Source organism: Streptomyces sp., assembly GCF_036566765.1.
GTDB lineage: Bacteria > Actinomycetota > Actinomycetes > Streptomycetales > Streptomycetaceae > Streptomyces.
This window is the reverse complement of the sequence record NZ_DATCVQ010000446.1, coordinates 1-24,650: the sequence shown is the minus strand read 5'-3', so window position 1 is coordinate 24,650 and position 24,650 is coordinate 1. Positions and strand designations below refer to the sequence as shown.

The window sequence follows — 24,650 nt, the reverse complement described above, 5'->3', positions numbered from 1 at the left end:
CGTCGGTCCGGGCGTGCGCGTCGGCGGGCTCGCCGCCGGCCGGCTTCGCCGCCGCCTCGGCGGCGCGGGCGTCCCTCTCGTTGTGGTCCGGGGGCTGGGGCGTGCCGCTCTTACGAGTGGACTTGCGGCGGCGGGACGGCTTCGCGGCGGCGGAGGCTGCGGCGGGGCGGGCCGGGTCGGCCGGGCGCGGCGACGGCACGCCGTCGGGCGTCGCGCCGGGCCCGCCCGGCGCCGGGACCGCCGTGGCGTCGGGGCGCGGCCGGGTGCGTTCCTGGGGGCGGGCAGTCAGAGGCTGCCGGCCTTCGTGGGAGGTGGGATGCTCCGTCACGCGTGGGATTCCGTCCGTCCGGGCCGGTTGTGCGATGCCATCGCTCTGTCAGCCGATGCCGCGCCGTCAGCGGGGCTAAACCCCTGACGGGACGTCGATGCGAACACGCCATCGGCGGGGGTACGCACACCCGGGCACACGTCCGGCACGGCTCTCCCCCTCATGAATGACTTACGGTCAGGTCCTGTGCAGTATTCACTGGTTGATGCGTCACGGCCTTGCGGAGGACGATCCTACGTTTGAACCCCGGGGGCGCATCAAGGGTCTCACGGTGCTGTATGCGCGGGGGTGCGGTCCCAGTCGGCCGGCAGTTCCGGCACCGTCCAGGCCGGATCCGGCCTCCAGTCCTCCCAGCCGGCCGAGAACGGCGGGCCCCACGCGTCGATCAGCTCGACTGCCGCGGCCCCCGCCGCCCACACCCGCGAGGCCCGCGCCGCGTCCATCAGCCCGGACCGCTGGGCCTGCGCGAACTCGTCCTCGTCCCGCCACAGCCAGCTGCGGTCGGGGTAGACGGAGATGTCCAGGAAATCGTCCTCGGAGTCGACCCCGCCGGACCAACGCGTCAGGGGCTCCTCCAAGTTCACGTACCAGCTGCGGAACCGCCAGCCCCGGTCCCAGAACAGCCACACCGACCAGGGTTCCGCGGGCCGCGCCAGCTTCAGCACCCCCGCGCCCTGCCAGTACGAGCGGGTCGTGGTGCGCGGCGCGGTGTAGCGGGTCGCCAGCGGCTCGTCGTGGACGGGAGTGCCGTCCACGAGCACCGGCTTGACGCATTCGGTGCCGGGCGCCATCCAGGCGGCGAGCAGCTCGTCGGTGTCCTGCACGACGGTCACCGGCCGGCAGATGTGCACGTCACTCGAGCCGATGCCGCGGTAGCGCCAGAGGATGCGGTCCCCCGGCGCCCAGCGCACGGTCTGCGGAGAAGCTGCCGATGCTGTCATGCGCAGATCTTAGGGGCGGCGGCCGCCCCTCGCTGCGGCGGACGTCACGGATGCGTCATACCGGGGGCGCCAGGGATGCTTCATTCCGCGGGCGTCACGGATGCGTTCGCACGGCGGCGTCACGGGTGCGTCATACGCAGCACGTCCAGCGCCTCGTCCAACTGCTCCTCGGTCAGGTCGCCCCGCTCCACGTACCCGGACTCCAGCACCACCTCGCGGATGGTCTTCCGCTCCGCGAGCGACTTCTTGGCGACCTTCGCCGCCTCCTCGTAGCCGATGTACTTGTTGAGCGGGGTGACGACGGACGGCGAGGACTCGGCGTACTCCCGGGCCCGCTCGACGTTCGCGGTGATCCCGTCGACGGTGCGGTCGGCGAGCAGCCGGGAGGCGTTGGCGAGCAGCCGGACCGACTCCAGCAGGTTCTTGGCCATCACCGGCAGCATCACGTTGAGCTCGAAGTTCCCGGCCGCGCCGGCCACCGCCACCGTGGTGTCGTTCCCGGTCACCTGCGCGGCGACCATCAGAACCGCCTCCGGGATCACCGGGTTGACCTTGCCAGGCATGATCGAGGATCCGGGCTGGAGGTCGGGCAGGCTGATCTCGGCCAGTCCGGTGCGCGGCCCGGAGGCCATCCAGCGCAGGTCGTTGGAGATCTTGGTGAGCCCGACGGCGATCGTGCGCAGCTGCCCGGACGTCTCCACCAGTCCGTCCCGCGCACCCTGCGCCTCGAAGTGGTCGCGGGCCTCGGTCAGCGGCAGCCCGGTGGCGCGGGCCGCTTCGGCGATCACGGCCGCGGAGAAGCCGGGCGGGGTGTTGATGCCGGTGCCCACCGCGGTGCCGCCGAGGGGGAGTTCGGCGAGCCGGGGCAGCGAGGCGCGCAGCCGCTCGATCCCGTACCTGACCTGGGCCGCGTAGCCGCCGAACTCCTGGCCGAGGGTGACCGGGGTGGCGTCCATGAGGTGGGTGCGGCCGGATTTCACCACGTCCGCGAATTCGGCTGATTTCCGCTCCAGGGAAGCGGCCAGATGTGCGAGCGCGGGGATCAGGTCGCCGGTGACGGCGGCGGTGGCGGCGATGTGGATGGACGACGGGAACACGTCGTTGGACGACTGCGAGGCGTTGACGTGGTCGTTGGGGTGGACGTCCTTGCCGAGCCGCTCGGTGGCCAGGGTGGCGAGGACCTCGTTGGTGTTCATGTTGGACGAGGTCCCGGAGCCGGTCTGGAAGACGTCGACCGGGAAGTGCGCGTCCCAGCGCCCCTCCGCGACCTCGGCGGCCGCCTCCTGAATGGCGCCGGCCACGTCCGCGTCGATCACCCCGAGCTCGGCGTTGACCTTGGCCGCGGCGGCCTTGATCCGGGCCAGCGCCTCGATGTGCGCGCGCTCCAGGCGCTGCCCGGAGACCGGGAAGTTCTCCACCGCCCGCTGGGTCTGGGCACGCCACTTGGCGTGGGCGGGGACGCGTACTTCGCCCATGGAGTCGTGCTCGATGCGGAACTCGTCTTCGTCGTTCATCAGATTCAACCTCCTGAAAAAGTTGAGCAGTTGTCTTGTTACGTGTATTCCCCTTGCGCGTACCGACCAGTAAAAACCGTGGGTAACCCCACATCCAGGAGGCGCAATGAGGCGCACCAGGTACAGACTCCGATGGGCGATCGCGGCAACCGCCGCGGCCGCCGCGGCCTTCGGATCCATGACGGCCGCCGCACCCGCCGGCGCGGCCGAGACCGCACCCCGTACCACCGCTTCCGTCCCGCTCTCACCCGCATTGGAGGCCATCCGGGCCGCCGAGGCCACCAAGATCTACGGCAGCCCGGGCGAGCGGCCGCTCGCCGACCGCAAGACGGGCCTGGTCTCGCTCGGCGACAGCGAGATCTCCGGCGAGGGCGTCGGCACGTACGAGCCGCCGACCAACGGCCCCAGCAACTGGTGCCACCGCTCGCCCGAAGCCGCCGTGCACCGCACCGGAATCCCCGCGGACCTCACGTTCAACGTGTCCTGCTCCGGCGCGTACAGCGGCAACATCAAGATCGGCGGCTCGAAGCAGTACGCCGACGAACTCGTCCAGAGCGACAACCTCGCCATCAAGGCCCGCAACACCAGGATCAAGATGGTGCTGCTGGTCGCCGGGGCCAACGACGACCTGCAGTTCGGCCCGGTCATGACCGACTGCGTCCAGCGCTACCTGCTCTCCCAGGGCCCCTGCGAGCCCAAGTACGCCCCCGGCTGGCAGGCCCGCGTCGACGCCCTCGTACCCAAGATCGAGCAGACCGTGCGCGACCTGCGCACCGTGATGCGCGACGCCGGGTACGCGGACGGCGACTACAAGCTCGTCGTCATGGGCTACCCGAGCCCGATCGGCCCGGACTTCCGCGACAACCCGAACTTCCCCGGCAAGCTGTCCTGCGGCGGCATGGGCTACGACTCCGACACCGTGTGGGGCCGCAACACCGCCGTGCCGGCCTTCGAGCGGGGCATGCGGAGGATCGCCCAGTCCACCGGCGCGACGTACCTCGACAACTCGCGGCTGTTCCACGGCCACGAGGTCTGCATGGAGGACCCCTGGGCACGCGGGCTGTACATCGACCTGTCCAAGCCCGGCATGCCGGACGAGAACTCGGTCCGGCAGTCCTTCCACCCGAACGCGCGCGGCCACGCGGCCTTCGCCGGCTGTCTGACCCAGCTCTACAACTCGGGTCTGCGTGAGGCGAGTTGTGCGGACGTCAACTCGGCAGGGACGCCCACCCTGTTCCCGGTCGCCTGGGACGACGCGTACCAGCCGCTGAAGAACGAGGCGACCGGCAACTGTGTGGACGTCGACAGCGCCACCAGCGCCAACGGCACCCGCGTCCTCGGGTGGGACTGCCACGGCGGCCGCAACCAGACGTGGTGGTACGACGCGACCCGCCAGACCGTCCACACCGGGCTCACCCAGGACCGCTGCCTGGACGTGCCCAACGCCTCGTACCCGGCGGGCACGGCGCTTCTGGTCTGGAACTGCCACGGAGGCACGCACCAGAAGTTCGTGAAGAACGGCGCCACGATCCGCCCGGCGGCCGCGACGGGCATGTGCCTGACACAGGCGGCGGCGCGGGAGCCGATCCGTATCCAGACCTGCAACGGCTCGGCGAACCAGCGGTTCGCGTAGCGGTAGCGGGATACGACAAAGGCTCCGGCCGCCGCTGTCGAGGCGGCCGGAGCCCTTCCGTTCGTTTAGGACAGCTTGCCGTCGTAGTCCGGCAGCTTGAACGCGCGCTCGGCGTGGCCGCCGACGATGTCGGTGGTGTTGTTGCCGATGTTCGCGATGATCGTGTAGCCCTTGGCCTCGATCTCCGCGCGCTTCTCGGTCTTGTACGCGCTGACTTCGGCGAACAGGTCGGGCAGGGAGCGCACGTACAGCCCGTCGACCGGGTAGCCGGCCTTCTTCAGGTTCCAGTCGGTGAGCGAGTAGATGATCCCCGGCCGCGCGGTCACGAAGAAGACGGCGACCCCGCGCTCGTGGGCGTCGGCGACGAGGTCGCGGACCTCGGGGATGGCCGGGGTCGGCAGCTCCCAGAAGGGGTGGAAGTCCGTCTCCAGCGAGGAGTTGTCGATGTCGAGGACGATCGCCTGCTTCTCGCGCCCCGCCTGCTCGGAGCGCTTCTCGATGTACGGGCGGGCCTGGTCGACGACGGCGGCCACGTCGTGGCGCCAGGTGGTGTAGTCGATGTGCTGGATGGCGGCACTTGACGTGTGGTGACTGTCCGGATCGGCCGCGAACGCCGTGGGCGCGGGGCCGACGACGAGAACGGCGGTGAGGCCGAGGGCCGCGGTGGCCTTGGCTTTGGTGGCGGAGGAGGGCATGGGGGGCTCCCGAGTGGTCGACCGGCTCAATGGTTGACATGCTCGCGGCCAATACTGACCGGTAGGTGTCGGGAGGGCTACCGGTCGGTAGCGAGAATCTGAGCGGAGATCGCCACCGGGAAAGCGTGACGTCCCCGGTCCGTGCGGACGGAAGGCGATGCGTCGTGGCGCGTACAGATCGGACGCGACTCGAAATGTGTACTGGGATGTACGCAAATGATCGACTGTAGGCCCGACTTCGGGCCTATTTGCTCCCGGCCTACCCCTCGGCCTCCGGGGAAGAGCCCCCGGCGGGGGCGCCGAGGGCTCTTCCAGGCTGTGCGAGGACGGGTCAGGCCAGACCGGGCCCGCGGACCGGGATGTGGGTGAAGGTGGGTTCCGGGGCCGGGTTCTGGAAGAAGTCGTTGTTCTTGTCGTCGACCACGATGAACGCGGGGAAGTCCTCGACCTCGATCTTCCAGACCGCCTCCATGCCGAGCTCCTCGTACTCGACGACCTCGACCTTCTTGATGCAGTCCTGCGCCAGGCGCGCCGCCGGGCCGCCGATGGATCCCAGGTAGAAGCCGCCGTGGGCGCCGCACGCGTCGGTGACCTGCTTCGAGCGGTTGCCCTTGGCCAGCATGACCTTCGAGCCGCCCGCGGCCTGGAACTGCTCCACGTACGAGTCCATGCGGCCCGCCGTCGTCGGGCCGAAGGAGCCGGAGGCGTAGCCCTCGGGGGTCTTGGCGGGGCCGGCGTAGTAGACCGGGTGGTCCTTCAGGTACTGCGGCATCTCCTCGCCCGCGTCCAGGCGCTCCTTGATCTTGGCGTGCGCGATGTCGCGCGCCACGACCAGCGGGCCGGTCAGCGAGAGGCGGGTCTTGACCGGGTACTTCGTCAGCTCGGCGAGGATCTCGTCCATCGGCTGGTTCAGGTCGATCTTCACGACGTCACCGGACTCGTCCAGATGCTCGTCCGTCGTCTCCGGCAGGAAGCGCGCCGGGTCGGTCTCCAGCTGCTCCAGGAAGACGCCCTCGGCGGTGATCTTCGCGACGGCCTGGCGGTCGGCCGAGCAGGAGACGGCGATCGCGACGGGCAGCGAGGCCCCGTGGCGGGGGAGGCGGACCACGCGCACGTCGTGGCAGAAGTACTTGCCGCCGAACTGCGCGCCGATGCCGATCTTCTGCGTCAGTTCGAAGACCTTCTCCTCCAGCTCCTTGTCGCGGAAGCCGTGGCCGGTCTCGGCCGAGCCCTCGGCGGGCAGCTCGTCCAGGTAGTGCGCGGAGGCGTACTTCGCGGTCTTCAGCGCGAACTCGGCCGACGTGCCGCCGACGACGATCGCCAGGTGGTACGGCGGGCAGGCCGCGGTACCGAGCGAGCGGATCTTCTCCTCCAGGAACTTCATCATGCTCGCCTCGTTGAGCACGGCCTTCGTCTCCTGGTAGAGGAAGGACTTGTTCGCCGAGCCGCCGCCCTTGGCCATGAAGAGGAACTTGTACGCGCCGCCGTCGGTCGCGTACAGCTCGATCTGCGCGGGCAGGTTCGAGCCGGTGTTCTTCTCCTCCCACATGGTGACCGGGGCCATCTGCGAGTAGCGCAGGTTCAGCTTCGTGTACGCGTCGTAGATGCCGCGGCTCAGCGCCTCCTCGTCGCCGCCCTGGGTGAGGACGTTCTGGCCGCGCTTGCCCATGACGATTGCGGTGCCGGTGTCCTGGCACATGGGCAGCACGCCGGCGGCGGCGATGTTGGCGTTCTTCAGGAGGTCGAGCGCGACGAACTTGTCGTTGCTCGACGCCTCCGGGTCGTCGATGATCTTCCGCAGCTGGGCCAGGTGGGCCGGGCGCAGGTAGTGCTGGATGTCGCGGATCGCCTCGGCGGCCAGCGTGCGCAGCGCCTCCGGCTCGACCTTGAGGAACGTACGGCCGTCGGCCTCGAAGGTCGAGACGCCTTCGGCGGTCACCAGGCGGTAGGGCGTGGTGTCCTCTCCAAGAGGGAGCAGATCGGAGTACGAAAACTCTGGCATGACGGCGGCCATTCCTCACTCGGCAGACAGCAGCGCCGCCTCCATTGGCAGCGCGTCATCCAGCGTAGAACGAGGACGCGGCGCCGATCCTGTGAGGTAAGGCTCAGTTGGAGGTCGGACCACGCCGTTGTGGAGTACGACGGGGACGACGCCCTCACCCCAGCGGCGCGGCCCCCTCCTCACGATGGCGGCGCGTGGCCGCGCCTCCTCACCCCAGCGGCGTCCGGTGCAGCGCGATCAGCAGGCGCCACGTGCGGCCCGCGATCTCCTCCGGCGTCGCTTCGATCAGGCCGTGCAGCCAGTCCGCGAGCAGCCCCGCGAAGGTCGCCGCCACCGCCGACGCCACGAGATCGGGCTCGGGCGCCCCGGCCAGTTCGCGTTCGCGGCGGCTGTAGGCGCGGAGCTCCTGGTGGAGCAGCTCTCCGAGCGGGCCGCCGCCCCCGGGACGCAGCAGGCTCCGGTAGAGCGGTGCGTGCGGGGCGACCTCGGCGAAGAAGGCGGGCAGGGCGGCCGGCGGGGCGTCCGGGGCGGGCGTGCCGCGCCAGGCGTGCAAGGCCTCCACCGCGTCCCGTACGACATCGGCACACGCGTCGACGGCGAGGGCCTGGAGGTCGGTGTAGTGCAGGTAGAACGTGGCCCGGCCGATCCCGGCCCGGCGGACCAGCGCGGCGACCCCGACCTCGTCGAGGGGGCGTTCGGCGCACTCCTCCAGGAGGGCGGCGCGCAGCTTGGCGCGGGTCCGGGCGGCGCGGGGGTCGGCGGTCGTGCTGGTCACCCAGCCCACAGTACGGCGGCCAGGGCGAGGGTCCCGGGAAGGGCCTGGGCGAGCAGGATCCGGCGGTTGGCGGTGAGGCCCCCGTACACCCCGGCGATCACCACGCAGGAGAGGAAGAAGATCTGGACCCGGTACCCCGTGGGGTCGGCGGCGATCAGACCCCACACCAGACCGGCGGCGAGAAAGCCGTTGTACAGGCCCTGGTTGGCGGCGAGGGGCGCGGTCGCGCGGGCCATGGCGGCGTCGAAACCGGACAGTTCGCGCCCGGGCCGGCGCTCCCAGAGGAACATCTCCAGAACCAGGATGTAGGCGTGCAGGGCGGCGACCAGGCCGACGGCGACGTTCGCAAGGATGTTGGACATGTGTCCAGAATACATGGACGGGTGTCCAGGACTGTCGGACCTCGGCCGTGGCCCCTAGTCGCGATCTATCGCGTTTCGCTACGCTGGCGTCGTGGACCTCGAAAAGCAGCCCCAGAAGCAGCCGATCACTCCCGTAGAGCCCAAGTCCGAGTCCGCGGTCGCCGATCCGGCCGTCGCCGATCCGGCGGGTTCGCTGCGGGCCTCGGACGCGGACCGGGACCGGATCGCGGACATCCTGCGGGACGCCCTCGCGGAGGGGCGGCTCGACGCGGAGGAGCACGGCGAGCGGATCGACGCGGTGCTCCGCGCCAAGACCGTGGGCGAACTGGAGCCGCTGGTACGGGACCTGCCCGCCGCCCGCCCGTCCCGCCCGGAGCCGGAGCAGTCGTACGCGTACGGCCCCGACGACTCCGCGGCCCCGGCCGACAACCTGGTCGCGGTCTTCTCCAGCACCACCCGCAAGGGGCGTTGGCGGGTCGGCCGCCGGACCAACGCGTTCGCGCTCTTCGGGAACGTCGAGATCGACCTGACCGAGGCGATCTTCGCCCAGCGGCTCACCACCATCAACGCCACCTCGATCTTCGGCAACGTCGAGATCCGGGTCCCGGAGAACATCACGCTGCGCGGCAACGGCACCGGCGTCTTCGGCAACTTCGAGGTCCGCACGCTGGAGTCGGCCGACCCGGAGGCCCCGGTCGTCGTGGTCAACGGCTACTCGGTGTTCGGCAACGTCGAGGCCCGGCCCAAGCGCGGCAAGTTCATCGCCGACCTGCACGACAAGATGCGCAAGCACCTCGGGCACTGACGGCGCCCCGCGCGGTCGCGGAGTGACCGGATTCCGGGTGACCGGAATCCGCCCACGGGTTTCCGCAGATCGGAACTCGGTGCCACTCAGTGCATAGGCGCGCGCACAGCGGGTAGGGCTGCTGCATCGTCTCTCGCTCGCGAAGCCGTCGTCAGGAGTAGACCGTGCTGCAACTGCCGCATCAGCCCCTCAAGGTCGCCGCCGTACCGGCCCAGCGTGCGCCCGCACGGGAGGACGAGGCCGGGCCCTGGCACGCGGAGGCGGTGTGCCGCCGGGACGAAGCCGGACTGTTCTTCGCCCCGTCCAAGGAGCCGACGGCCGCCCGGCTGTCCCGCGAGGAGGCCGCGAAGCGGGTCTGCGCCCGCTGCCCCGTGATGGTCGAGTGTCGGGAGCACGCGCTGCTGCAGCCCGAGCCGTACGGGGTGTGGGGCGGGCTCACCGCCGCCGAGCGCCGCGTGGTGCTCGCCCGCCGCCGGCGCCGCGAGGTGGAGCTGCGGAAGGCCGCCGCGCCCGAGCGGATCGCCAAGGCGGGCTGACGGCTCGCTGCTGACCGCGGGCTCCGGACGGCTCGCTGCCGATCGCGGGCTCCGGACGGCTCCGGACGGCTCCGAAGGTCTACGGGGTTCCGCCCGTACGGGAAGGGGCGCTCCCACCGCACATGGGAGCGCCCCTCTTCGTACCGTCGTCGTCCGACCGGTGGCTACTTCGCCCGGTCGAAGTCGATCTTGCTGTACGCGCGCAGCTTCGAGAGCCGGTGCGTGGAGTCGATCTGCCGGATCGTGCCGGACTTCGAGCGCATGACGAGCGACTGGGTGGTCGCGGTCTCGGCGCGGTAGCGCACCCCGCGCAGAATCTCGCCGTCGGTGATGCCGGTGGCGACGAAGAACACGTTGTCGCCGCTGACCAGGTCGTTCGTGGACAGCACGCGGTCCAGGTCGTGACCGGCGTCCAGCGCGCGCTGCTTCTCGGCCTCGTCCTTCGGCCACAGCTTGCCCTGGATCACGCCGCCGAGGCACTTGATCGCGCAGGCGGAGATGATGCCCTCCGGCGTGCCGCCGATGCCCATGAGCATGTCGACGCCGGTGCCCTCGCGGACCGCCATGATCGAACCGGCGACGTCGCCGTCCGAGATGAACTTGATCCGGGCGCCGGTCTCGCGGATCTCCTTGACGATGCCCTCGTGGCGGGGGCGGTCCAGGATGACGACCGTGATGTCCTCGGGAGAGGAGCTCTTGGCCTTGGCGACCCGCCGGATGTTCACCGAGACGGGCGCGTCGATGTCGACGAAGTCCGCCGCCTCGGGGCCGGTGACCAGCTTGTCCATGTAGAACACCGCGGACGGGTCGAACATGGTGCCGCGGTCCGCGGCCGCCAGCACGGCGATCGCGTTCGGCATGCCCTTGGCGTTGAGGGTGGTGCCGTCGATGGGGTCGACCGCGATGTCCACCTCGGGCCCGGTGCCGTCGCCGACCCGCTCCCCGTTGAAGAGCATGGGGGCTTCGTCCTTCTCGCCCTCGCCGATGACGACGACGCCGTTCATCGAGACGGTGGAGATCAGGGTTCGCATGGCGTTGACCGCCGCGCCGTCCGCGCCGATCTTGTCGCCGCGGCCGACCCAGCGGCCGGCGGCCATGGCTGCGGCCTCGGTGACGCGGACGAGCTCGAGGGCGAGGTTGCGGTCGGGGGCCTCGGGGGAGACCTCCAGCTCGGGCGGCAGGAGATGATGCTCGGTCATCGGAGCGCACCTTTCTGTACGGCGACGGCCGGGATAAAGAGGGTGCTGCGACTCTATCGGTACGTCGACAAATTGAGCAGAGGGGCCCACGTATGAGCACAACACCATGATGCGACCATGGTGCGCGTGGCAGGTATGCGAGGCAGGCAGACAGTACGCGGGATGTTCCAGTCGATGGCGGTCATCCTGGTCGCCGCGGGCGTGATGTATCTCTTCATCCCGCACGACGAGGACGCGGACCCGGTGAAGGCGAAGGACTACCGGGTCGAGCTCGTGACGGCCCAGCGCGCCGCGCCGTACCCGGTGCTGGCCCCGGAGGGGCTCGGCGAGGGCTGGAAGGCGACGGTCGTCTCGTACAAGCGCGAGCAGAACAACGCCTGGCAGCTCGGCTTCCTGGATCCGGACACGCAGTACGTGGCGATCCACCAGTCGACGGCCGACCCGAAGAAGTACGTCCCCGACGTCACCCAGAACGCGAAGAGCTCCGGGAAGACGCGGACGGTGGGCGGCCAGGCGTGGCAGCTCTGGGAGGGCGCGAAGTACGACGCCCTGGTCCGCACGGACGGGAAGGCGACGACGGTGGTGACCGGCACGGCGTCCTTCGACCGCCTGGCGGAGATGGCGGGCGCGCTGCAGGCGAAGAAGGCGTAGCGGTACGGGGAAGGCCCCGCACACGAGGTGTGCGGGGCCTTTCGCGTCTGCGGCGGCTCGGACGGTGTCCGGATCGGACGGTGTCCGGCTCAGATGGTGGTGACGACCTCGTCGTAGTCCAGGCGCGGGGAGCGCGGGAACGCGGCGTCCTCGCCCGGCTTGCCGATGTTGACGACCATCAGCGGGGTGTGGTCGTCGTCCAGGAACTCCTTCTGGATGCCCGCGAAGTCCGCGCCGGTCATCGGGCCGGCGGCCAGGCCGGCGGCGCGGACGCCGACGATGAAGTACGCGGCCTGCAGGGCGGCGTTCAGCAGGGCGGACTGCTCGCGGACCGGGCGCTCGGCGAAGAACATGTCCTTGGCCTGCGGGAAGTGCGGAAGCAGCCGCGGGAGCTCCTCGTGGAACTCGTTGTCCGCGGAGAGGATCGCGACCAGCGGGGCGTCGGCGGTCTTCGGCTGGTTGCCCTCGGCCATGTGCTTGACCAGGCGCTCGCGGGCCTCGGGGGAGCGGACCAGGGTGACGCGCATCGGGGTCTCGTTGAAGGCGGTCGGCCCGTACTTGACCAGGTCGTAGATCGCCTGGACCTGCTCGTCGGTCACCGGCTCGTCGGTGAACGTGTTGGCGGTGCGGGCCTCGCGGAAGAGGAGGTCCTGGGCGGCGGAATCAAGAACGAGGGTCATGGGTCGTACCTTCCGGACGTGCACGGGGGTGAAGCGATGTGATTGAAGGTACAACGATGATTGGTTAATCTTCAACTAAAACCGGCGGATAGTGTTCCGCTTCACAGGTGAAGGCCTCTGGGAGCACAGGTGAGGGCCTCTGGAAGGAGGCCCTCCGGCTCAGTCCTCGTCGGCCATGTCGTCGCCCCCGCCGCCCGGGGCCGCCAGGGCCGCGTCGAGGCGGGCCCGGGCGCCGTCCAGCCAGCGCCGGCACACCTTCGCGAGCTCCTCGCCCCGCTCCCAGAGCGCGAGGGACTCCTCCAGGGTCGTCCCGCCCGCCTCCAGGCGGCGCACGACCTCGATGAGCTCGTCGCGCGCCTGCTCGTATCCGAGCGCTGCCTCGTCCGTAGTGGCTGCCATGGAATCCACCCTATGCATGAGGTCCGACAACGACGGTGAACTCGCCCTCCGAGACCCGGGCCCGCAGCTCCTCGCCCTCCGCGACCTCCTCGGGGGAGCGGACCACCGCCCCGTCCGTCCGCTGGAGCACCGCGTACCCGCGCTCCATCGTGGCCGCCGGCGAGAGCGAGCGGACCCGGGCGCGGGTGTGTGAGAGCTCGGAGTCCGCGCGGTCGAGCAGATGGCCCAGGACCCGGCGGCTCCGGGCGAGCAGCGCGTCCAGCTCGGCCTCGCGCTCGTCCACCATCCGCTGCGGGTGCTCCATGACGGGGCGGGTCAGCGCGTGCGCGAGCCCGCGCTCCTCGCGGTCGAGCAGGCCGCGGACGGTGCGCAGGGCGCGGTCGCGCAGGCTCTGGACGCGCTCCAGCTCCTCGCCGACGTCCGGGACGACCTTCTTCGCCGCGTCGGTGGGGGTCGCGGCGCGCAGGTCGGCGACGAGGTCGAGGAGCGGGGCGTCGGGTTCGTGGCCGATCGCGGACACCACCGGCGTACGGCACTCTGCCACGGCGCGGATCAGCTGCTCGTCGGAGAACGGCAGCAGGTCCTCCACGCTGCCGCCGCCGCGGGCCACGATGATCACGTCGACGTGCCCGTGCTCGTCGAGCTCCTTGACGGCCTGGACGACCTGGGTCACGGCGTGCACGCCCTGCACGGCGACGTTCCGCACCTCGAAGCGGACGGCCGGCCAGCGGCGGCGGGCGACTTCGAGGACGTCCCGCTCGGCGGCGGAGGCCCGGCCGCAGACCAGCCCGACGAGCTGGGGCAGGAAGGGCAGCGGCTTCTTCCGCTCCGGCGCGAAGAGACCCTCGGCGCCGAGGGTCCGCTTCAGCTGTTCGAGCCGGATGAGCAGCTCGCCGATGCCGACCGGCCGTATCTCCACGGCCCGCAGCGACAGCTGCCCGCGCGGGGCGTACCACTCGGGCTTGGCGTGCACGACGACCCGGGCGCCCTCGGAGACGACGTCGGCGATGGCGTCGAAGACCTGGCGGTAGCAGGTGACGGAGACGGAGATGTCGTACGAGGGATCCCGCAAGGTCATGAACACGACCCCCGCGCCGGGCCGCCGCGACAACTGCGTGATCTGCCCCTCGACCCACACGGCCCCGAGCCGATCGATCCACCCCCCGATCAGCCGGGAGACCTCCCCGACGGGCAACGGCGCATCGGCAGACGTAGTCAAAGCCATGCGCCCGAGCGTATCGGCCGCCACCGACACCGGGCCCCAGCCGTGCACGGGGGTTCGGGCGGCGTGTGCGCCCCACCCGCCCGTCGCTGCGGCGAGCGCCCGCACCTGTCCTGGCGACGGCCGTGGCACCCAGTATCCGCGGGGACCCTCCGGCCCCGGCAGGGTTTCGGGAAGGGGCGGGGTGGTGGTGGGGGGAGATCAACTCCGCCCCGCCGCCCCCTGCACCGCGAGGACCACCAGCCCCACCCCGAACCAGATCACCCCCACCACCTGCGCCGACGCCGCCGCCTCGATGATCACCGCGATCAGGATGCCCGCGCCGATCAGTGGGGCCGCCACATGGCGGCCCCAGTGCGGCGGGCCCTCCATGCGGCGGATCGCGAACCAGCCGACGACGCTCGCGTGCAGCAGGACGAAGGCCGTCAGGGCGCCGATGTCGACCACCGACACCAGGTGGTCGAGGCCGTCGTCCTGCCGCGCCGCCCACACCGCCGCGATCATCGTCACCGTCGCCGAGACCAGCAGCGCCACCCGCGGCACGCCCCCGTCCGTGCGGGCGAGGACGTGCGGCAGCCGGTGGTCGCGGCCCATCGCGAAGAGCAGCCGCCCGCCCGCCGCCTGCCCCGCCAGCGCCGCGAACGCCGCGCCGATCGCCTTGCTCGCCGCCACCAGGTCGTGCAGCCAGCCGCCCACGGACGCGTCCACGGCGTCGTAGAAGGCCGAGCCCTGCTTCGCCGGCTCCAGCGCCAGCTCCTGCGACGACACCGGCGACAGCAGCGCCACCAGGTACGTCTGGGCCACGAACAGCACGCCCGCCAGCGCCAGGCAGAACAGCACCGCCCGCGCCACCTTCGCCGATCCCGCCCGTCGCCCGCCACCATCCATCCAACGAGCTTCGCGCCCCCCTTCGGTGACCTCCTCCGCGAAGCTCGCGATCGCGTCGAAGCCGAGGTACGAGAGCACCGCCACCGACACCGCGCCGAACACCGCCCCCAGCGAGAACGCCGCGTCCCCGCCGAGCGGCGACCACCAGTCGCGCTGCGCCCCGTCCCGTACGAGCACGACGATCGCCGATACCAAGAACACCAGCAGCACCACGGTCTCCATCGCGAGCACCGCGAAGCCGACCAGCGCCGCCGCCCGCACGCCCCACAGGTTGAGCAGCGTCGTGATCACCACCGCGAGCCCGGTCCAGACCCACCGGTCCACCTCGGGGACCAGCGCCTCCATCGCGATGCCCGCGAAGAGGTACGCGACCGCCGGGATCAGCATGTAGTCGAGCATCACCATCCACCCGGCGATGAACCCGGGGCCGTCCCCCAGCCCCTTGCGCGCGTACGTGAAGACCGACCCTGCCAGCGGCGCGACCCGCACCATCTGCGCGTAGCTGAACGCGGTGAACGCCATCGCCACCGTCGCGACGAGGTACACCAGCGCCACGGCCCCGTGCGACTTCGCGTCCAGCGTGCCGAAGATGCCGACCGGCGCCATCGGCGCGATGAACAGCAGTCCGTAGACGACAAGATCCCGGAACCCGAGGTTCCGTCGCAGTCCCGTATGCCCCGTAATCTGCGCTTCCTCGGCCATGCGCACAGTCTCTGGCACGGCATCCGCCGAGCGCCGCTGCGACGCGGCCCGCCCCCGCCACGGCCTTACGATGGGTCGCATGACTGCAACGCCCGCGTCGTCGCCCGCGCCCACCCGCCCGAAGCGTGTCCTGCTCGCCGCCCCGCGCGGCTACTGCGCGGGCGTGGACCGTGCCGTGATCGCCGTCGAGAAGGCCCTGGAGCAGTACGGGGCGCCCATCTACGTCCGCCACGAGATCGTCCACAACAAGTACGTCGTGCAGACCCTGGAACGGAAGGGCGCGATCTTCGTCGACCAGGCGACCGAGGTGCCGGCGGGCAACATCGTCATGTTCTCCGCGCACGGTGTGGCCCCCACGGTCCACGAGGAGGCCCGCGAGGGCCGGCTGGCCACCATCGACGCCACCTGCCCGCTGGTGACGAAGGTGCACAAGGAGGCGGTCCGGTTCGCCAAGGAGGACTTCGACATCCTCCTGATCGGCCACGAGGGCCACGAGGAGGTCATCGGCACCTCCGGCGAGGCCCCCGACCACATCCAGCTGGTCGACGGCCCGTCGGACGTGGCGAAGGTCGAGGTCCGCGACCCGTCGCGGGTCGTCTGGCTCTCCCAGACCACGCTCTCGGTCGACGAGACCATGGAGACGGTGGACGCGCTGAAGGAGAAGTTCCCGCAGCTGATCTCCCCGCCGTCCGACGACATCTGCTACGCCACGCAGAACCGGCAGCTGGCCATCAAGGAGCTCGCCGGGCAGGCGGAGCTGGTCATCGTCGTGGGCTCGAAGAACTCCTCGAACTCGATCCGCATGGTCGAGGTCGCCAAGCAGGCCGGCGTGCCCGCCGCGTACCTGGTCGACTTCGCGAGCGAGATCGACGAGGCGTGGCTGGAGGGCGTGACGAGCGTCGGCCTGTCCTCGGGCGCGTCGGTGCCGGACGTGCTGGTGGAGGAGGTCCTCGCCTGGCTGTCCGAGCGCGGCTACGCCGACGTGGAGATCGTGAAGACGGCCGACGAGTCGCTGACCTTCTCGCTCCCGAAGGAGCTCCGCCGCGACCTGCGCGCGGAGGCGGCGGAGCTCGTCAAGGAGTGACGCGGGCGGGCCTTCGCCTGTGCGCTGACGCCGGGCTCGTGCGCTGACGCCGGGCCGGCCGTGCGCTGAGGCCGAGCCTGTGCGCTGACGCCGCGCTCGTACGCCGACGCGGGCGCCGACCCGCTCGTCGCAACGCCGGGCACCGGCCCCTGCCTGCCCCTACCGTGGTGTTCATGAACGTCTTCGGAGTGGACATCGGCGGTTCGGGCATCAAGGGCGCTCCCGTGGACCTGGAGCGCGGCGACCTGGTCGAGCCCCGCCACAAGGTACTGACCCCGCAGCCCGCCACGCCCGACGACGTGGCGGGCTGCGTCGCGGAGGTGGTCGGCAACTTCGACTGGTCGGGCCCGGTCGGGGTGACGTTCCCGGGCGTGGTCACCGGCTCCACGGTCCGCACGGCGGCCAACGTCGACAAGGGCTGGATCGGCGTGGACGCCGGCAAGCTGCTGAGCGAGCGCCTCGACGGCCTCGCGGTGACCGTCCTGAACGACGCGGACGCGGCCGGCGTGGCCGAGATGACCTTCGGAGCGGGCCGGGGCCGTACGGGCACGGTGATCCTGCTGACCCTCGGCACCGGCATCGGCTCGGCGGTCTTCACGGAGGGCCGGCTGGTCCCCAACACGGAGCTGGGCCACCTGGAACTGAAGGGCCACGACGCGGAGAAGCGCGCCTCGACGAAGGCCAAGGAGGACGAGGACCTCAGCTGGGAGCACTGGGCGGGGCGGCGCCTGAGGAAGTACCTGGAGCATGTGGAGATGCTGTTCTCGCCGGAGCTGTTCATCATCGGCGGCGGGGTGAGCCGCAAGGCGGACAAGTTCCTGCCGCTCCTGGAGGGCATCCGGGCGGAGATCGTCCCGGCGGAGCTGCAGAACAACGCGGGGATCGTGGGCGCGGCGATGGCGGCGCGAGCGGGGTGAGGTCTGCTTATGGGCCCTGCTTACGGGTGGGGCCGCCCGCTACGCCTGCTTACGAGTCGGGCGGCGGGCGGCGAGTCGGGCGGCCGCCGCGGCGGCGCGCTGGCGGCGGCCCATGTCGCGCACCTTCCGCACGCAGGTGATCAGGCCGGCGACGAGGGTGCCGCCGTACAGCCAGCCGGCGTGGACGGCGAGGGCGGTGACGACGGCCATCGCCTGGCCGCCGAACCCGTCGGAACCCCCGGCGATCGGTACGACGCCGACGGCGAAGGCGATCGGCACGCTGATCGGGGCCGTGACGAGGTCGGCGGCGCGGACCCAGAGCGCGGTGAGGGCGCTGACCGGCAGGAAGAGCAGGCCGTACGCGAGGGGGGAGCCGTCCAGGAGCAGGTTGTCGAGGGAGCCGAGGACGAGCATGACGGCGGAGGCGAAGAGCCCCGCGCCGAGTCCGGTCAGCCGCGGGTTGGGCAGCCGGCGCAGGAGGGGTACGGGGGCCCCGGGGGCGGCCGGGGGCGGGGACGGGCGGGGCCGTCCGCCCGCTCCGCCGCTGCCCGGGCGGCCGCCGGGGCGCGCGGGCACCGGGTAGACCGGGGCGCCTTCGGCGAATGCGCGGCGCTGGGGGTGACGAGTCTTGTGCTGCTCCACTTGACCAACGTAGGTCGCAAGTGGGCAGGAACCGGGCACAGGACACGCCCTTTGGGTGACGGGGCAGCCCAGAACGGCCGAAGGTCGGCGTGGATGGCCGGTTCGCCTCGCCCGTAAACTGGGGGATCGGCCCCACCGGCCGCGCGGCGCCCAGACCGCGTTCACACCGCATCCACACCGCTAGGGAAGTCGCCACCGTGTCGCTCACGATCGGAATCGTCGGCCTGCCGAATGTCGGCAAGTCGACCCTGTTCAACGCCCTGACCAAGAACGACGTGCTGGCGGCCAACTACCCGTTCGCCACCATCGAGCCCAACGTCGGCGTCGTGGGCGTCCCGGACGCCCGCCTGGACAAGCTCGCCGAGATCTTCGGCTCGCAGCGCATCCTCCCGGCGACCGTCGACTTCGTCGACATCGCCGGCATCGTCCGCGGCGCGAGCGAGGGCGAGGGCCTGGGCAACAAGTTCCTGGCGAACATCCGCGAGTCGGACGCGATCTGCCAGGTCATCCGCGCGTTCAAGGACGAGAACGTCGTGCACGTCGACGGCAAGGTCTCGCCGAAGGACGACATCGAGACGATCAACACCGAGCTGATCCTGGCCGACCTCCAGACGATCGAGAAGGTCCTGCCCCGCCTCCAGAAGGAGTCGCGGATCAAGAAGGACGTGGCCCCGAAGGTCGCGGCGGTCGAGGCGGCGCAGGCGATCCTGGAGCGGGGCGACACGCTCTTCTCCCAGGGCATCCTGCAGGGCAGCGAGAAGGCCGAGCTCCTCCACGACCTGCACCTCCTGACGACCAAGCCCTTCCTCTACGTCTTCAACGTGGACGAGGACGAGCTGACCGACGACGCGTTCAAGAACGAGCAGCGCGCCCTGGTCGCTCCGGCCGAGGCGATCTTCCTCAACGCCAAGCTGGAGCAGGACCTCGCCGAGCTGGACGACGAGGACGCCATGGAGCTCCTCCAGTCCGTCGGCGCCGACGAGCCCGGCCTCGCGATCCTGGCCCGCGTCGGCTTCGACACCCTGGGCCTCCAGACGTACCTGACGGCCGGCCCGAAGGAATCCCGCGCCTGGACGATCAAGAAGGGCGCCACGGCCCCCGAGGCGGCCGGCGTGATCCACACCGACTTCCAGAAGGGCTTCATCAAGGCCGAGGTCATCTCCTTCGCCGACCTCGTCACCACCGGCTCCGTAGCCGACGCCCGCGCAGCCGGCAAGGCCCGCATGGAGGGCAAGGAGTACGTGATGCAGGACGGCGACGTGGTGGAGTTCCGCTTCAACGTCTGATCGCACACCCACATACGGCCTGACCTGCGAAGACGTGGGTCAGGCCGGTGTGCTGTCCGCAACGGTCCGCGGGACGGTGCAGGCATGAAGGAGTCCCGGAGCCACCTCGTCTGGTTCGCGAGCGGCCTCGCTGCGGCGAGTGGTGAGCACGACCCTTGGCCACTGGTGCAGCCGACTGAGGCTCTGGAGGTTGCAACCATCGGAAGCGGGCCGACAGTAGAGTCAGGCTTGTGAACGGTGAAAGGCGGGTGACTGTCGACCATACGGCCCTCGCGGTCGCGAGCGTCGCCGTCCCGCTCGAGCCGGGAATCAGCCTCCCCGCCCACAATCACCCGCAGCATCAGCTGACGTGGGCGCCGGGCGCCCCGTTCACGATCGAGGTCGACAACTTGCGCTGGGTGGTGGAGCGTTCGCGCGCATTGTGGATACCCGGCGATATGGACCACGCCGTCGTCCCGCACTCGTCCTCCGAGATGCTGTCGCTGTACTTCGAACCGGACCGCTGTCCGCTGCGCTGGGAAGTGCCCACCGTGGTCGATGCCACCGGGCTGGTCGGGCCGTTGCTGTCCCATCTGGTCGACCTCGGCACCGGGACCGGGACCGTCGAGCATCGCGCTCGGGTCACGGCCGTGCTGTGGGATCTGCTGAAGCCCCTCTCGGTCGCCGCGATCCCGACCATCCTTCCCACCGATCCGCTGGCCCTCAGGATCGCTCTGGCCATCAAGCAGGATCCCGCCGATCCTCGTGATCTGGAGGACTGGAGCCGAGAGGTGGGCGCGTCGGTACGCACTCTCTCCCGCCGGTTCCGCGCGGAGACCGGCACCAGCTTCAGCAGCTGGCGGACGTACGAGCGGCTCAACGCGGCGTTGCCCATGCTGGGCATGGGACAGCCGGTCTCCCGGGTCGCCCACGCGGTCGGCTATGCGACCGCCAGCGCGTTCATCACCGCGTTCCGGCGCGAGGTGGGAACCACTCCCGCCGCGTACTTCGGCGGAAGCGGTGCCCTCTCCACCCTCACAGAGACGCCGACTCCGACTGCCGCCGGCTGACCCGGCGGCGGTCGATCGCGAAGGCGATCCCGGCGATGACCACGGAGGCTGCGCCGATGATCGTGCCCAGGTTCGCCAGCGCGTTCAGCGCGTCGATCGACGCGCTGTCGGCGACACGGGTCAGCGCGGGCACGGCATCGTGGAACTGCGAGGGCACGGCCTCGACCACCGCACGCCCGGACCCGGACCCGACCAGGTCGACGAACTGGTCCTTGAGGTCCTGCGGCACCGAGGCGATCCCGGGGACCGCCGCGAGCCCGGACTCCGCCTTGTCGGTGGCGACGCGGCCGTACATCGCACCGAGCGCGGCAATACCCATCGCCATGCCGACCTGCCGCAGGGTGGCGAAGGTGGCGCTGGACATCCCCGCGTTCTCCTGCGAGGCGAAGGTCAGCGACGCGGCCTGGTTGATCGAGGTGAGCGCGCCGATGGCCAGACCACCGATGATCATGCCGGGCAGGAAGTGGGTCCAGCTGTCGTGGTGACCGTAGTTGCCGAGCAGCCACATGCCCACGGTCACCACGGCCATCGTGCCGGTCAGCCCGGTCCCGATCGGCACCCGCTTCGCGATGACGGGGGTGACGGCCGCGGCGATCATCGCGCAGGCGCTGATCGGCAGCAGCCGCAGACCCATCTCCAGCGGCGTATGGCCCTGACCCATCAGGAACAGCGCGAGATAGGTGGCCGAGGCCATCAGCGTGGCCATGTGCGCGATCGACACGATCGCGGTGCCGGTGAAGCCGGGCTTCCTCGCCATCGAGACGTCGAAGAGCGGGTTCCTGGCCCGTGTCTGCCAGAACAGGAAGGCGGTCAGCAGGACGGCCCCGATCACGATCAGGGAGATGACCGTCCCTGACGTCCAGCCGAGAGCGTGGCTGCGCGTCAGGGCGAACACCGCGGCCACCAGACCTCCGGTGAGCAGCAGCGAGCCCAGCCAGTCGGCACGATGGTCCGGACGGCTCGCCGTCTCGGGCATCTTCCTCGCCGCCAGGACGATCATGGCGATTCCGATCGGTACGTTGATGAGGAAGATCGAGCGCCAGCCGAACTGGGTGACAAGACCACCGCCGATGACCGGGCCGAGGACCGTCGCGCTCGCCATCACCGCCCCGTAGGTGCCGATCGCCTTCGCGCGGGCACCCGCTTCCGGGAACGCGGTCGCCAGCAGCGGCAGCGCGGTGGCGAACAGCATGGCGGCGCCGATGCCCTGCACCATCCGCAGGACGTCGAGCTGCACGATGCTGCCCGCCATCGTCATCGCCAGCGACGAGCCGGTGAACACCGCCATGCCGGCCACGTACATCCGCCTGCGGCCGTAGCGGTCACCGAGCGTGGCGAAGGTCAGCAGGACGCCGGCCAGTGGGATCGAGTAGGCGTCGACGATCCACTGCAGTCCGTCGAGGGAGGTGTCGAAGTCGGAGCGGATGTCGGCGAGCGCGGCGGAGACGACCATGGTGTCGAGCATCAGCATGAAAATGGCGACGCAGACCATGAACAGCACAAGCCCGGGCCGGCGCGGCGCGACGTCGGTCGGCGTCGAACCGCGAGCCGTCGCGGATGCCACTGTCGAGGACATGGGAACTCCCTGGGATCAGGCACGGATGTCGGATGCGGAGGAAGCGCCCGGGCCCGGGGGGTTCCGTACTGATCACGCTAGATGTCCAACAGGCAGGCTGGGAACGGTGGTTGAGGACAGTCGATTGCGCGTGGCGGACAACTGCAACCCGACACGGTAAGGCGATTGCGCGTAGCGGACACGAACATGTGCGCACCGGCCAAGAGCCTCGAAGCCTTCCGTGGGAACTGCCCGAGGCGCGGCTGGCACCGGGGGCTCGGGAGGGCTGGCGGCAGTCCGCAGACAGTCCGCAAGACACCCGCGAGTGACCGTCGGGACCCAACGCACGCCAACGGGGAAATTCCTGGTCAGGGCGCTGCATGCAGCTCCGCCGCAGGTCAGGATCAGCCCGCAGGCATTCCGCTTCAACGTGTAGTCGCCTCGTCGTTGTGCGTTAGATGGTTCGTCAAACGTGCAGGTCAGAAGGGGTCGGACTCTGGCGAGTCCGACCCCTTCTGCATTCCCGTGCTGACTTGGCGCTGACTTTTCAGCTGCTTCGGGGTGGCGTGAGCTTGTCGAGGTCCAGGCTGACCGCGAAGGGTACTGGGCGCTGGAGGGTGCCCCGGAAGATCCCGGCGGGTGCGTAGGCGCCGGTGGGTTCGTCGAGCTCGTAGACGTGGACGACGGGTGCCCCGTCCTCGTCCTCGATGCACCAGTAGTGCGGGATGCCGGCCTCTGCGTACTTGCGGAGTTTTACTGTGCGATCGCGATGGGCGGACTCGGGGGAGACGACCTCGATGACGAGCTGGACGTCCTCCGGTGCAAACCAGGTGCGGTCACCGTCGAAGTCGGCCGTCGTCACCAGCAGGTCCGGTTCGGGACGGTTGCGCGGGTCGAGCTTGATGGTCATCTCGCGGCCGACCCTGAAACCCGCTGGGGCCTGCGCCCTGAGAGCCAACGTGAGGTCGGTGACGATCTCTCCGTGCCACCACCTCTGGGGCGACACCCTGAAGACGAGAGCTCCGTCGATCAGCTCGGTGTGGCGGGGCGCCTCGGGGAGGCGGTCGAGGTCCTCCGCGAACCAACCTTCCGCGCGCGGCGGGCGCATCCAGTCGGGCAGTGCGGTCATGGCTTCACGGTAGTGACTGTGGCCACCTCGGGTGAGGTGCTCTTGGGCGTCTGGTTCTCATGCTTTGCCGACTGCCGCGATGCCCTCGATCGGGATGCCGGGCGCCGGGTTGGCCATGCGCTCGTCGATGATCCGGTCGATCTCGCGCTCTTCCCGCTCCTGGCACTTGGGCAGCACCTGAAGGCCGGCCGAGTCCGCTGTGATCGACGAGAGCGGCTTCGGGGATGCGGGTTCCGTCAACGCCCGGCGTTCACCCTGGAGGCGTGGGCGTGACCCGGCGGGTGGCGGAGCGCAGTGCGAAGGCCGTCACCACTTCGAATACGCCGAGCAGGACGAGCCAAAGTCCCAACAGTCGCGTCAGGGCGACCGCAGAGTCCACCGGGAAGGAGAGCACGACGATTCCGGCGACGGCGCCGAGGGCGCCCAGGCCGAAGAGCAGGCCGCGATGCACGAGCGCGCGGTCGGCGATCGCGACGTACGCCGTGAGCACTCCGGTCACCAGCCAGAACGCCCCGACGATCAGGGACAGCGCGGCGATGGTCTGCAACGGATGACGCAGCACCAGGACGCCCGCCAGGAACGCCAGCACGGCGATCAGGATGCCCGCCAGTCTGCTGCCGCCCCGGTCGCTGCTGTGCGAGAAGGCCGCGACGAAACGGAAGCCGCCCGCCACCAGGAGCTGCAGACCGATGATCACGGCCAGGACGTGCAGCGTCTCGTCGGGCCAGACGAGCACCAGGATGCCTGGGATCAGTGTCGCAAGGGCGATGCCGAGTGCCCAGTGCCATGAGCTTCCGAGCTGCTTGAGCGTGTCCTCGGGGTCGCTGTGCGGGTACTGCGGTGCCGCGTCGGGGGAAACGGTCATCACGGCCTCCTGGGCTAGCCGAACGGCCCGCGGGGGCGCCTCGAAGCCGCCGGACATGCCTTGCTACTTGTCAGGCTATTTTAGGTTGTTGCGGTATTTCTTGCTGATTCGGCGGGTGAGCCCATGCGATGAGGTCGAGGGCGGGGTGCCGGGCCCCCTTCAGGGCCCCTGGCCGCTGCCCGCCGAGGGTGGCGACGAAGACATCGCTGCAGAGCTGCGCAGGCGCCTCGACTCCATAGAGACCCCCGTGGGCCAGTCCGCGCCCAGTCCGCAGGGCGGTCGTGAACATCCGTCGGCACCCAACGCACGCCAGCGGAGGAATGCCTGGTCAGGGCTTTGCGTCCGGTTCCGCTGTAGGGCGGGATCGGATCGCAGACATTCCGCTTCAACGTCTGAGCGGATGAAATGACACCACGTCCCTGACGGGGCAACCATGCAGGTCAGAAGGGCCGACTCCATCGGGAGCCGGCCCCCGTCGCTGATCGGCCACCTCGCCTACGGCGCCGTGCTCGGGGTGCTCGCAGTAGCGGGACGCCAGCCCCTGCGCGCCGGGCGCCTGCGGCTCCGGCGCATGCGTGCAGCCCGGGTAGGCGCAGGTGGGGACGGTCTCAACAGTCATTGCTCTTCGGCCCTTCGTTGCTCGTGACGAAGCTCCTCAGTGCCGCGGGAGCGGCGAACGTTACAAGTGACCGCCGAACCCTGCGCGTCTGCGTTGCTGGTGTGAGGGGTGAGGCGAGGGGGAAGTGAAAGATCGTTCGAAACGGAATGGAGGGTGTCTGTCCTGTGGGGGG

At 70.4% G+C, this 24,650-nt stretch carries 24 protein-coding genes and 1 pseudogene; 8 read left to right on the top strand and 17 right to left on the bottom strand.

Translation table 11 applies throughout. The features are described 5' to 3' along the window. The 3 genes and pseudogenes from VIU94_RS26405 to VIU94_RS26395 all read right to left on the bottom strand — a co-directional run. Positions 1-328, bottom strand: a pseudogene (locus tag VIU94_RS26405) (hypothetical protein); the annotation flags it as partial. A 266-nt stretch (positions 329-594) separates the two neighbouring features. After that, a complete protein-coding gene (fomD, locus tag VIU94_RS26400) occupies positions 595-1,269 on the bottom strand; it encodes a cytidylyl-2-hydroxypropylphosphonate hydrolase (protein WP_331914786.1) in 675 nt (224 codons plus the stop codon). Positions 1,270-1,388: 119 nt separating this feature from the next. Further along, positions 1,389-2,783, bottom strand: coding sequence for a class II fumarate hydratase (locus VIU94_RS26395; RefSeq protein WP_331914785.1), 1,395 nt, complete (start codon positions 2,781-2,783; stop codon positions 1,389-1,391). 106 nt (positions 2,784-2,889) lie between these two features. Between VIU94_RS26395 and VIU94_RS26390 the strand changes: the two genes are divergently transcribed. Continuing rightward, positions 2,890-4,416: a ricin-type beta-trefoil lectin domain protein gene (locus VIU94_RS26390; RefSeq protein ID WP_331914784.1), complete on the top strand. Its 1,527-nt coding sequence runs from the start codon at positions 2,890-2,892 to the stop codon at positions 4,414-4,416. A 65-nt stretch (positions 4,417-4,481) separates the two neighbouring features. On the opposite strand, the gene VIU94_RS26385 is transcribed toward VIU94_RS26390, so the two are convergent. The 4 genes from VIU94_RS26385 to VIU94_RS26370 all read right to left on the bottom strand — a co-directional run bounded on the left by VIU94_RS26385 (position 4,482) and on the right by VIU94_RS26370 (position 8,250). Continuing rightward, positions 4,482-5,111, bottom strand: coding sequence for an HAD family acid phosphatase (locus VIU94_RS26385; protein WP_331914783.1), 630 nt, complete (start codon positions 5,109-5,111; stop codon positions 4,482-4,484). 331 nt (positions 5,112-5,442) lie between these two features. Beyond that, positions 5,443-7,113: a fumarate hydratase gene (locus VIU94_RS26380; protein ID WP_331914782.1), complete on the bottom strand. Its 1,671-nt coding sequence runs from the start codon at positions 7,111-7,113 to the stop codon at positions 5,443-5,445. Between the two features lie 208 nt (positions 7,114-7,321). Beyond that, positions 7,322-7,888 carry a TetR/AcrR family transcriptional regulator gene (locus VIU94_RS26375; RefSeq protein WP_331914781.1) on the bottom strand — a complete coding sequence of 189 codons (567 nt, stop codon included), beginning with the start codon at positions 7,886-7,888 and terminating at the stop codon, positions 7,322-7,324. After that, positions 7,885-8,250 carry a DUF1304 domain-containing protein gene (locus VIU94_RS26370; RefSeq protein WP_331914780.1) on the bottom strand — a complete coding sequence of 122 codons (366 nt, stop codon included), beginning with the start codon at positions 8,248-8,250 and terminating at the stop codon, positions 7,885-7,887. Before VIU94_RS26370 ends, VIU94_RS26375 begins: the two co-directional genes overlap by 4 nt. 91 nt (positions 8,251-8,341) lie before the next feature. On the opposite strand from VIU94_RS26370, the gene VIU94_RS26365 reads away from it, so the two are divergent. Both VIU94_RS26365 and VIU94_RS26360 read left to right on the top strand, forming a co-directional pair. Continuing rightward, positions 8,342-9,055: a DUF1707 SHOCT-like domain-containing protein gene (locus VIU94_RS26365; protein WP_331914778.1), complete on the top strand. Its 714-nt coding sequence runs from the start codon at positions 8,342-8,344 to the stop codon at positions 9,053-9,055. Between the two features lie 164 nt (positions 9,056-9,219). Next, a complete protein-coding gene (locus VIU94_RS26360) occupies positions 9,220-9,591 on the top strand; it encodes a WhiB family transcriptional regulator (protein ID WP_331914777.1) in 372 nt (123 codons plus the stop codon). A 164-nt stretch (positions 9,592-9,755) separates the two neighbouring features. Here the strand turns inward: VIU94_RS26360 and glpX are convergent, their stop codons facing one another. After that, positions 9,756-10,790 (bottom strand): class II fructose-bisphosphatase, encoded by a 1,035-nt coding sequence (glpX, locus tag VIU94_RS26355; protein WP_331914776.1) that lies wholly within the window; start codon positions 10,788-10,790, stop codon positions 9,756-9,758. Positions 10,791-10,907: 117 nt separating this feature from the next. On the opposite strand from glpX, the gene VIU94_RS26350 reads away from it, so the two are divergent. Next, positions 10,908-11,441, top strand: a complete 534-nt coding sequence (locus VIU94_RS26350; protein WP_331914775.1) for a DUF4245 domain-containing protein — start codon at positions 10,908-10,910, stop codon at positions 11,439-11,441. 89 nt (positions 11,442-11,530) lie between these two features. On the opposite strand, the gene VIU94_RS26345 is transcribed toward VIU94_RS26350, so the two are convergent. From VIU94_RS26345 to VIU94_RS26330, 4 genes are all read right to left on the bottom strand, one after another. Continuing rightward, positions 11,531-12,121, bottom strand: a complete 591-nt coding sequence (locus VIU94_RS26345; RefSeq protein WP_331914774.1) for a malonic semialdehyde reductase — start codon at positions 12,119-12,121, stop codon at positions 11,531-11,533. Between the two features lie 159 nt (positions 12,122-12,280). Beyond that, the gene (locus tag VIU94_RS26340; protein ID WP_331914773.1) at positions 12,281-12,520 is read right to left on the bottom strand and encodes an exodeoxyribonuclease VII small subunit; all 240 of its coding nucleotides are present in this window, start codon (positions 12,518-12,520) and stop codon (positions 12,281-12,283) included. A gap of 10 nt (positions 12,521-12,530) precedes the next feature. Continuing rightward, positions 12,531-13,745: an exodeoxyribonuclease VII large subunit gene (xseA, locus tag VIU94_RS26335; RefSeq protein ID WP_331914772.1), complete on the bottom strand. Its 1,215-nt coding sequence runs from the start codon at positions 13,743-13,745 to the stop codon at positions 12,531-12,533. A gap of 198 nt (positions 13,746-13,943) precedes the next feature. After that, positions 13,944-15,332, bottom strand: a complete 1,389-nt coding sequence (locus VIU94_RS26330; RefSeq protein ID WP_331914771.1) for an APC family permease — start codon at positions 15,330-15,332, stop codon at positions 13,944-13,946. Between the two features lie 70 nt (positions 15,333-15,402). On the opposite strand from VIU94_RS26330, the gene VIU94_RS26325 reads away from it, so the two are divergent. Together VIU94_RS26325 and ppgK are read left to right on the top strand one after the other, a co-directional pair. After that, positions 15,403-16,416 carry a 4-hydroxy-3-methylbut-2-enyl diphosphate reductase gene (locus VIU94_RS26325; RefSeq protein WP_331914770.1) on the top strand — a complete coding sequence of 338 codons (1,014 nt, stop codon included), beginning with the start codon at positions 15,403-15,405 and terminating at the stop codon, positions 16,414-16,416. Positions 16,417-16,589: 173 nt separating this feature from the next. Further along, positions 16,590-17,333: a polyphosphate--glucose phosphotransferase gene (ppgK, locus tag VIU94_RS26320; RefSeq protein WP_331914769.1), complete on the top strand. Its 744-nt coding sequence runs from the start codon at positions 16,590-16,592 to the stop codon at positions 17,331-17,333. Positions 17,334-17,372: 39 nt separating this feature from the next. Here the strand turns inward: ppgK and VIU94_RS26315 are convergent, their stop codons facing one another. After that, positions 17,373-17,975, bottom strand: coding sequence for a DUF6542 domain-containing protein (locus VIU94_RS26315; RefSeq protein WP_414721016.1), 603 nt, complete (start codon positions 17,973-17,975; stop codon positions 17,373-17,375). Positions 17,976-18,172: 197 nt separating this feature from the next. Between VIU94_RS26315 and ychF the strand changes: the two genes are divergently transcribed. Together ychF and VIU94_RS26305 are read left to right on the top strand one after the other, a co-directional pair. Continuing rightward, on the top strand, positions 18,173-19,261 hold the full coding sequence (ychF, locus tag VIU94_RS26310) for a redox-regulated ATPase YchF (protein ID WP_331914768.1): 1,089 nt from the start codon (positions 18,173-18,175) through the stop codon (positions 19,259-19,261). 248 nt (positions 19,262-19,509) lie between these two features. Continuing rightward, positions 19,510-20,310: a helix-turn-helix transcriptional regulator gene (locus tag VIU94_RS26305; protein ID WP_331914767.1), complete on the top strand. Its 801-nt coding sequence runs from the start codon at positions 19,510-19,512 to the stop codon at positions 20,308-20,310. On the opposite strand, the gene VIU94_RS26300 is transcribed toward VIU94_RS26305, so the two are convergent. From VIU94_RS26300 to VIU94_RS26285, 4 genes are all read right to left on the bottom strand, one after another. After that, positions 20,276-21,886: an MFS transporter gene (locus tag VIU94_RS26300; RefSeq protein WP_331914766.1), complete on the bottom strand. Its 1,611-nt coding sequence runs from the start codon at positions 21,884-21,886 to the stop codon at positions 20,276-20,278. The two genes, VIU94_RS26305 and VIU94_RS26300, sit on opposite strands and share 35 nt — an antisense overlap. A 526-nt stretch (positions 21,887-22,412) precedes the next feature. Beyond that, entirely contained in the window at positions 22,413-22,994 is a 582-nt protein-coding gene (locus VIU94_RS26295; RefSeq protein ID WP_331914765.1) for a Uma2 family endonuclease, read from the bottom strand. Positions 22,995-23,051: 57 nt separating this feature from the next. Next, positions 23,052-23,234 carry a hypothetical protein gene (locus VIU94_RS26290; RefSeq protein ID WP_331914788.1) on the bottom strand — a complete coding sequence of 61 codons (183 nt, stop codon included), beginning with the start codon at positions 23,232-23,234 and terminating at the stop codon, positions 23,052-23,054. Positions 23,235-23,244: 10 nt separating this feature from the next. Further along, positions 23,245-23,859, bottom strand: a complete 615-nt coding sequence (locus VIU94_RS26285; RefSeq protein WP_331914764.1) for an HdeD family acid-resistance protein — start codon at positions 23,857-23,859, stop codon at positions 23,245-23,247. Between the last annotated feature and the right edge of the window lie 791 nt (positions 23,860-24,650).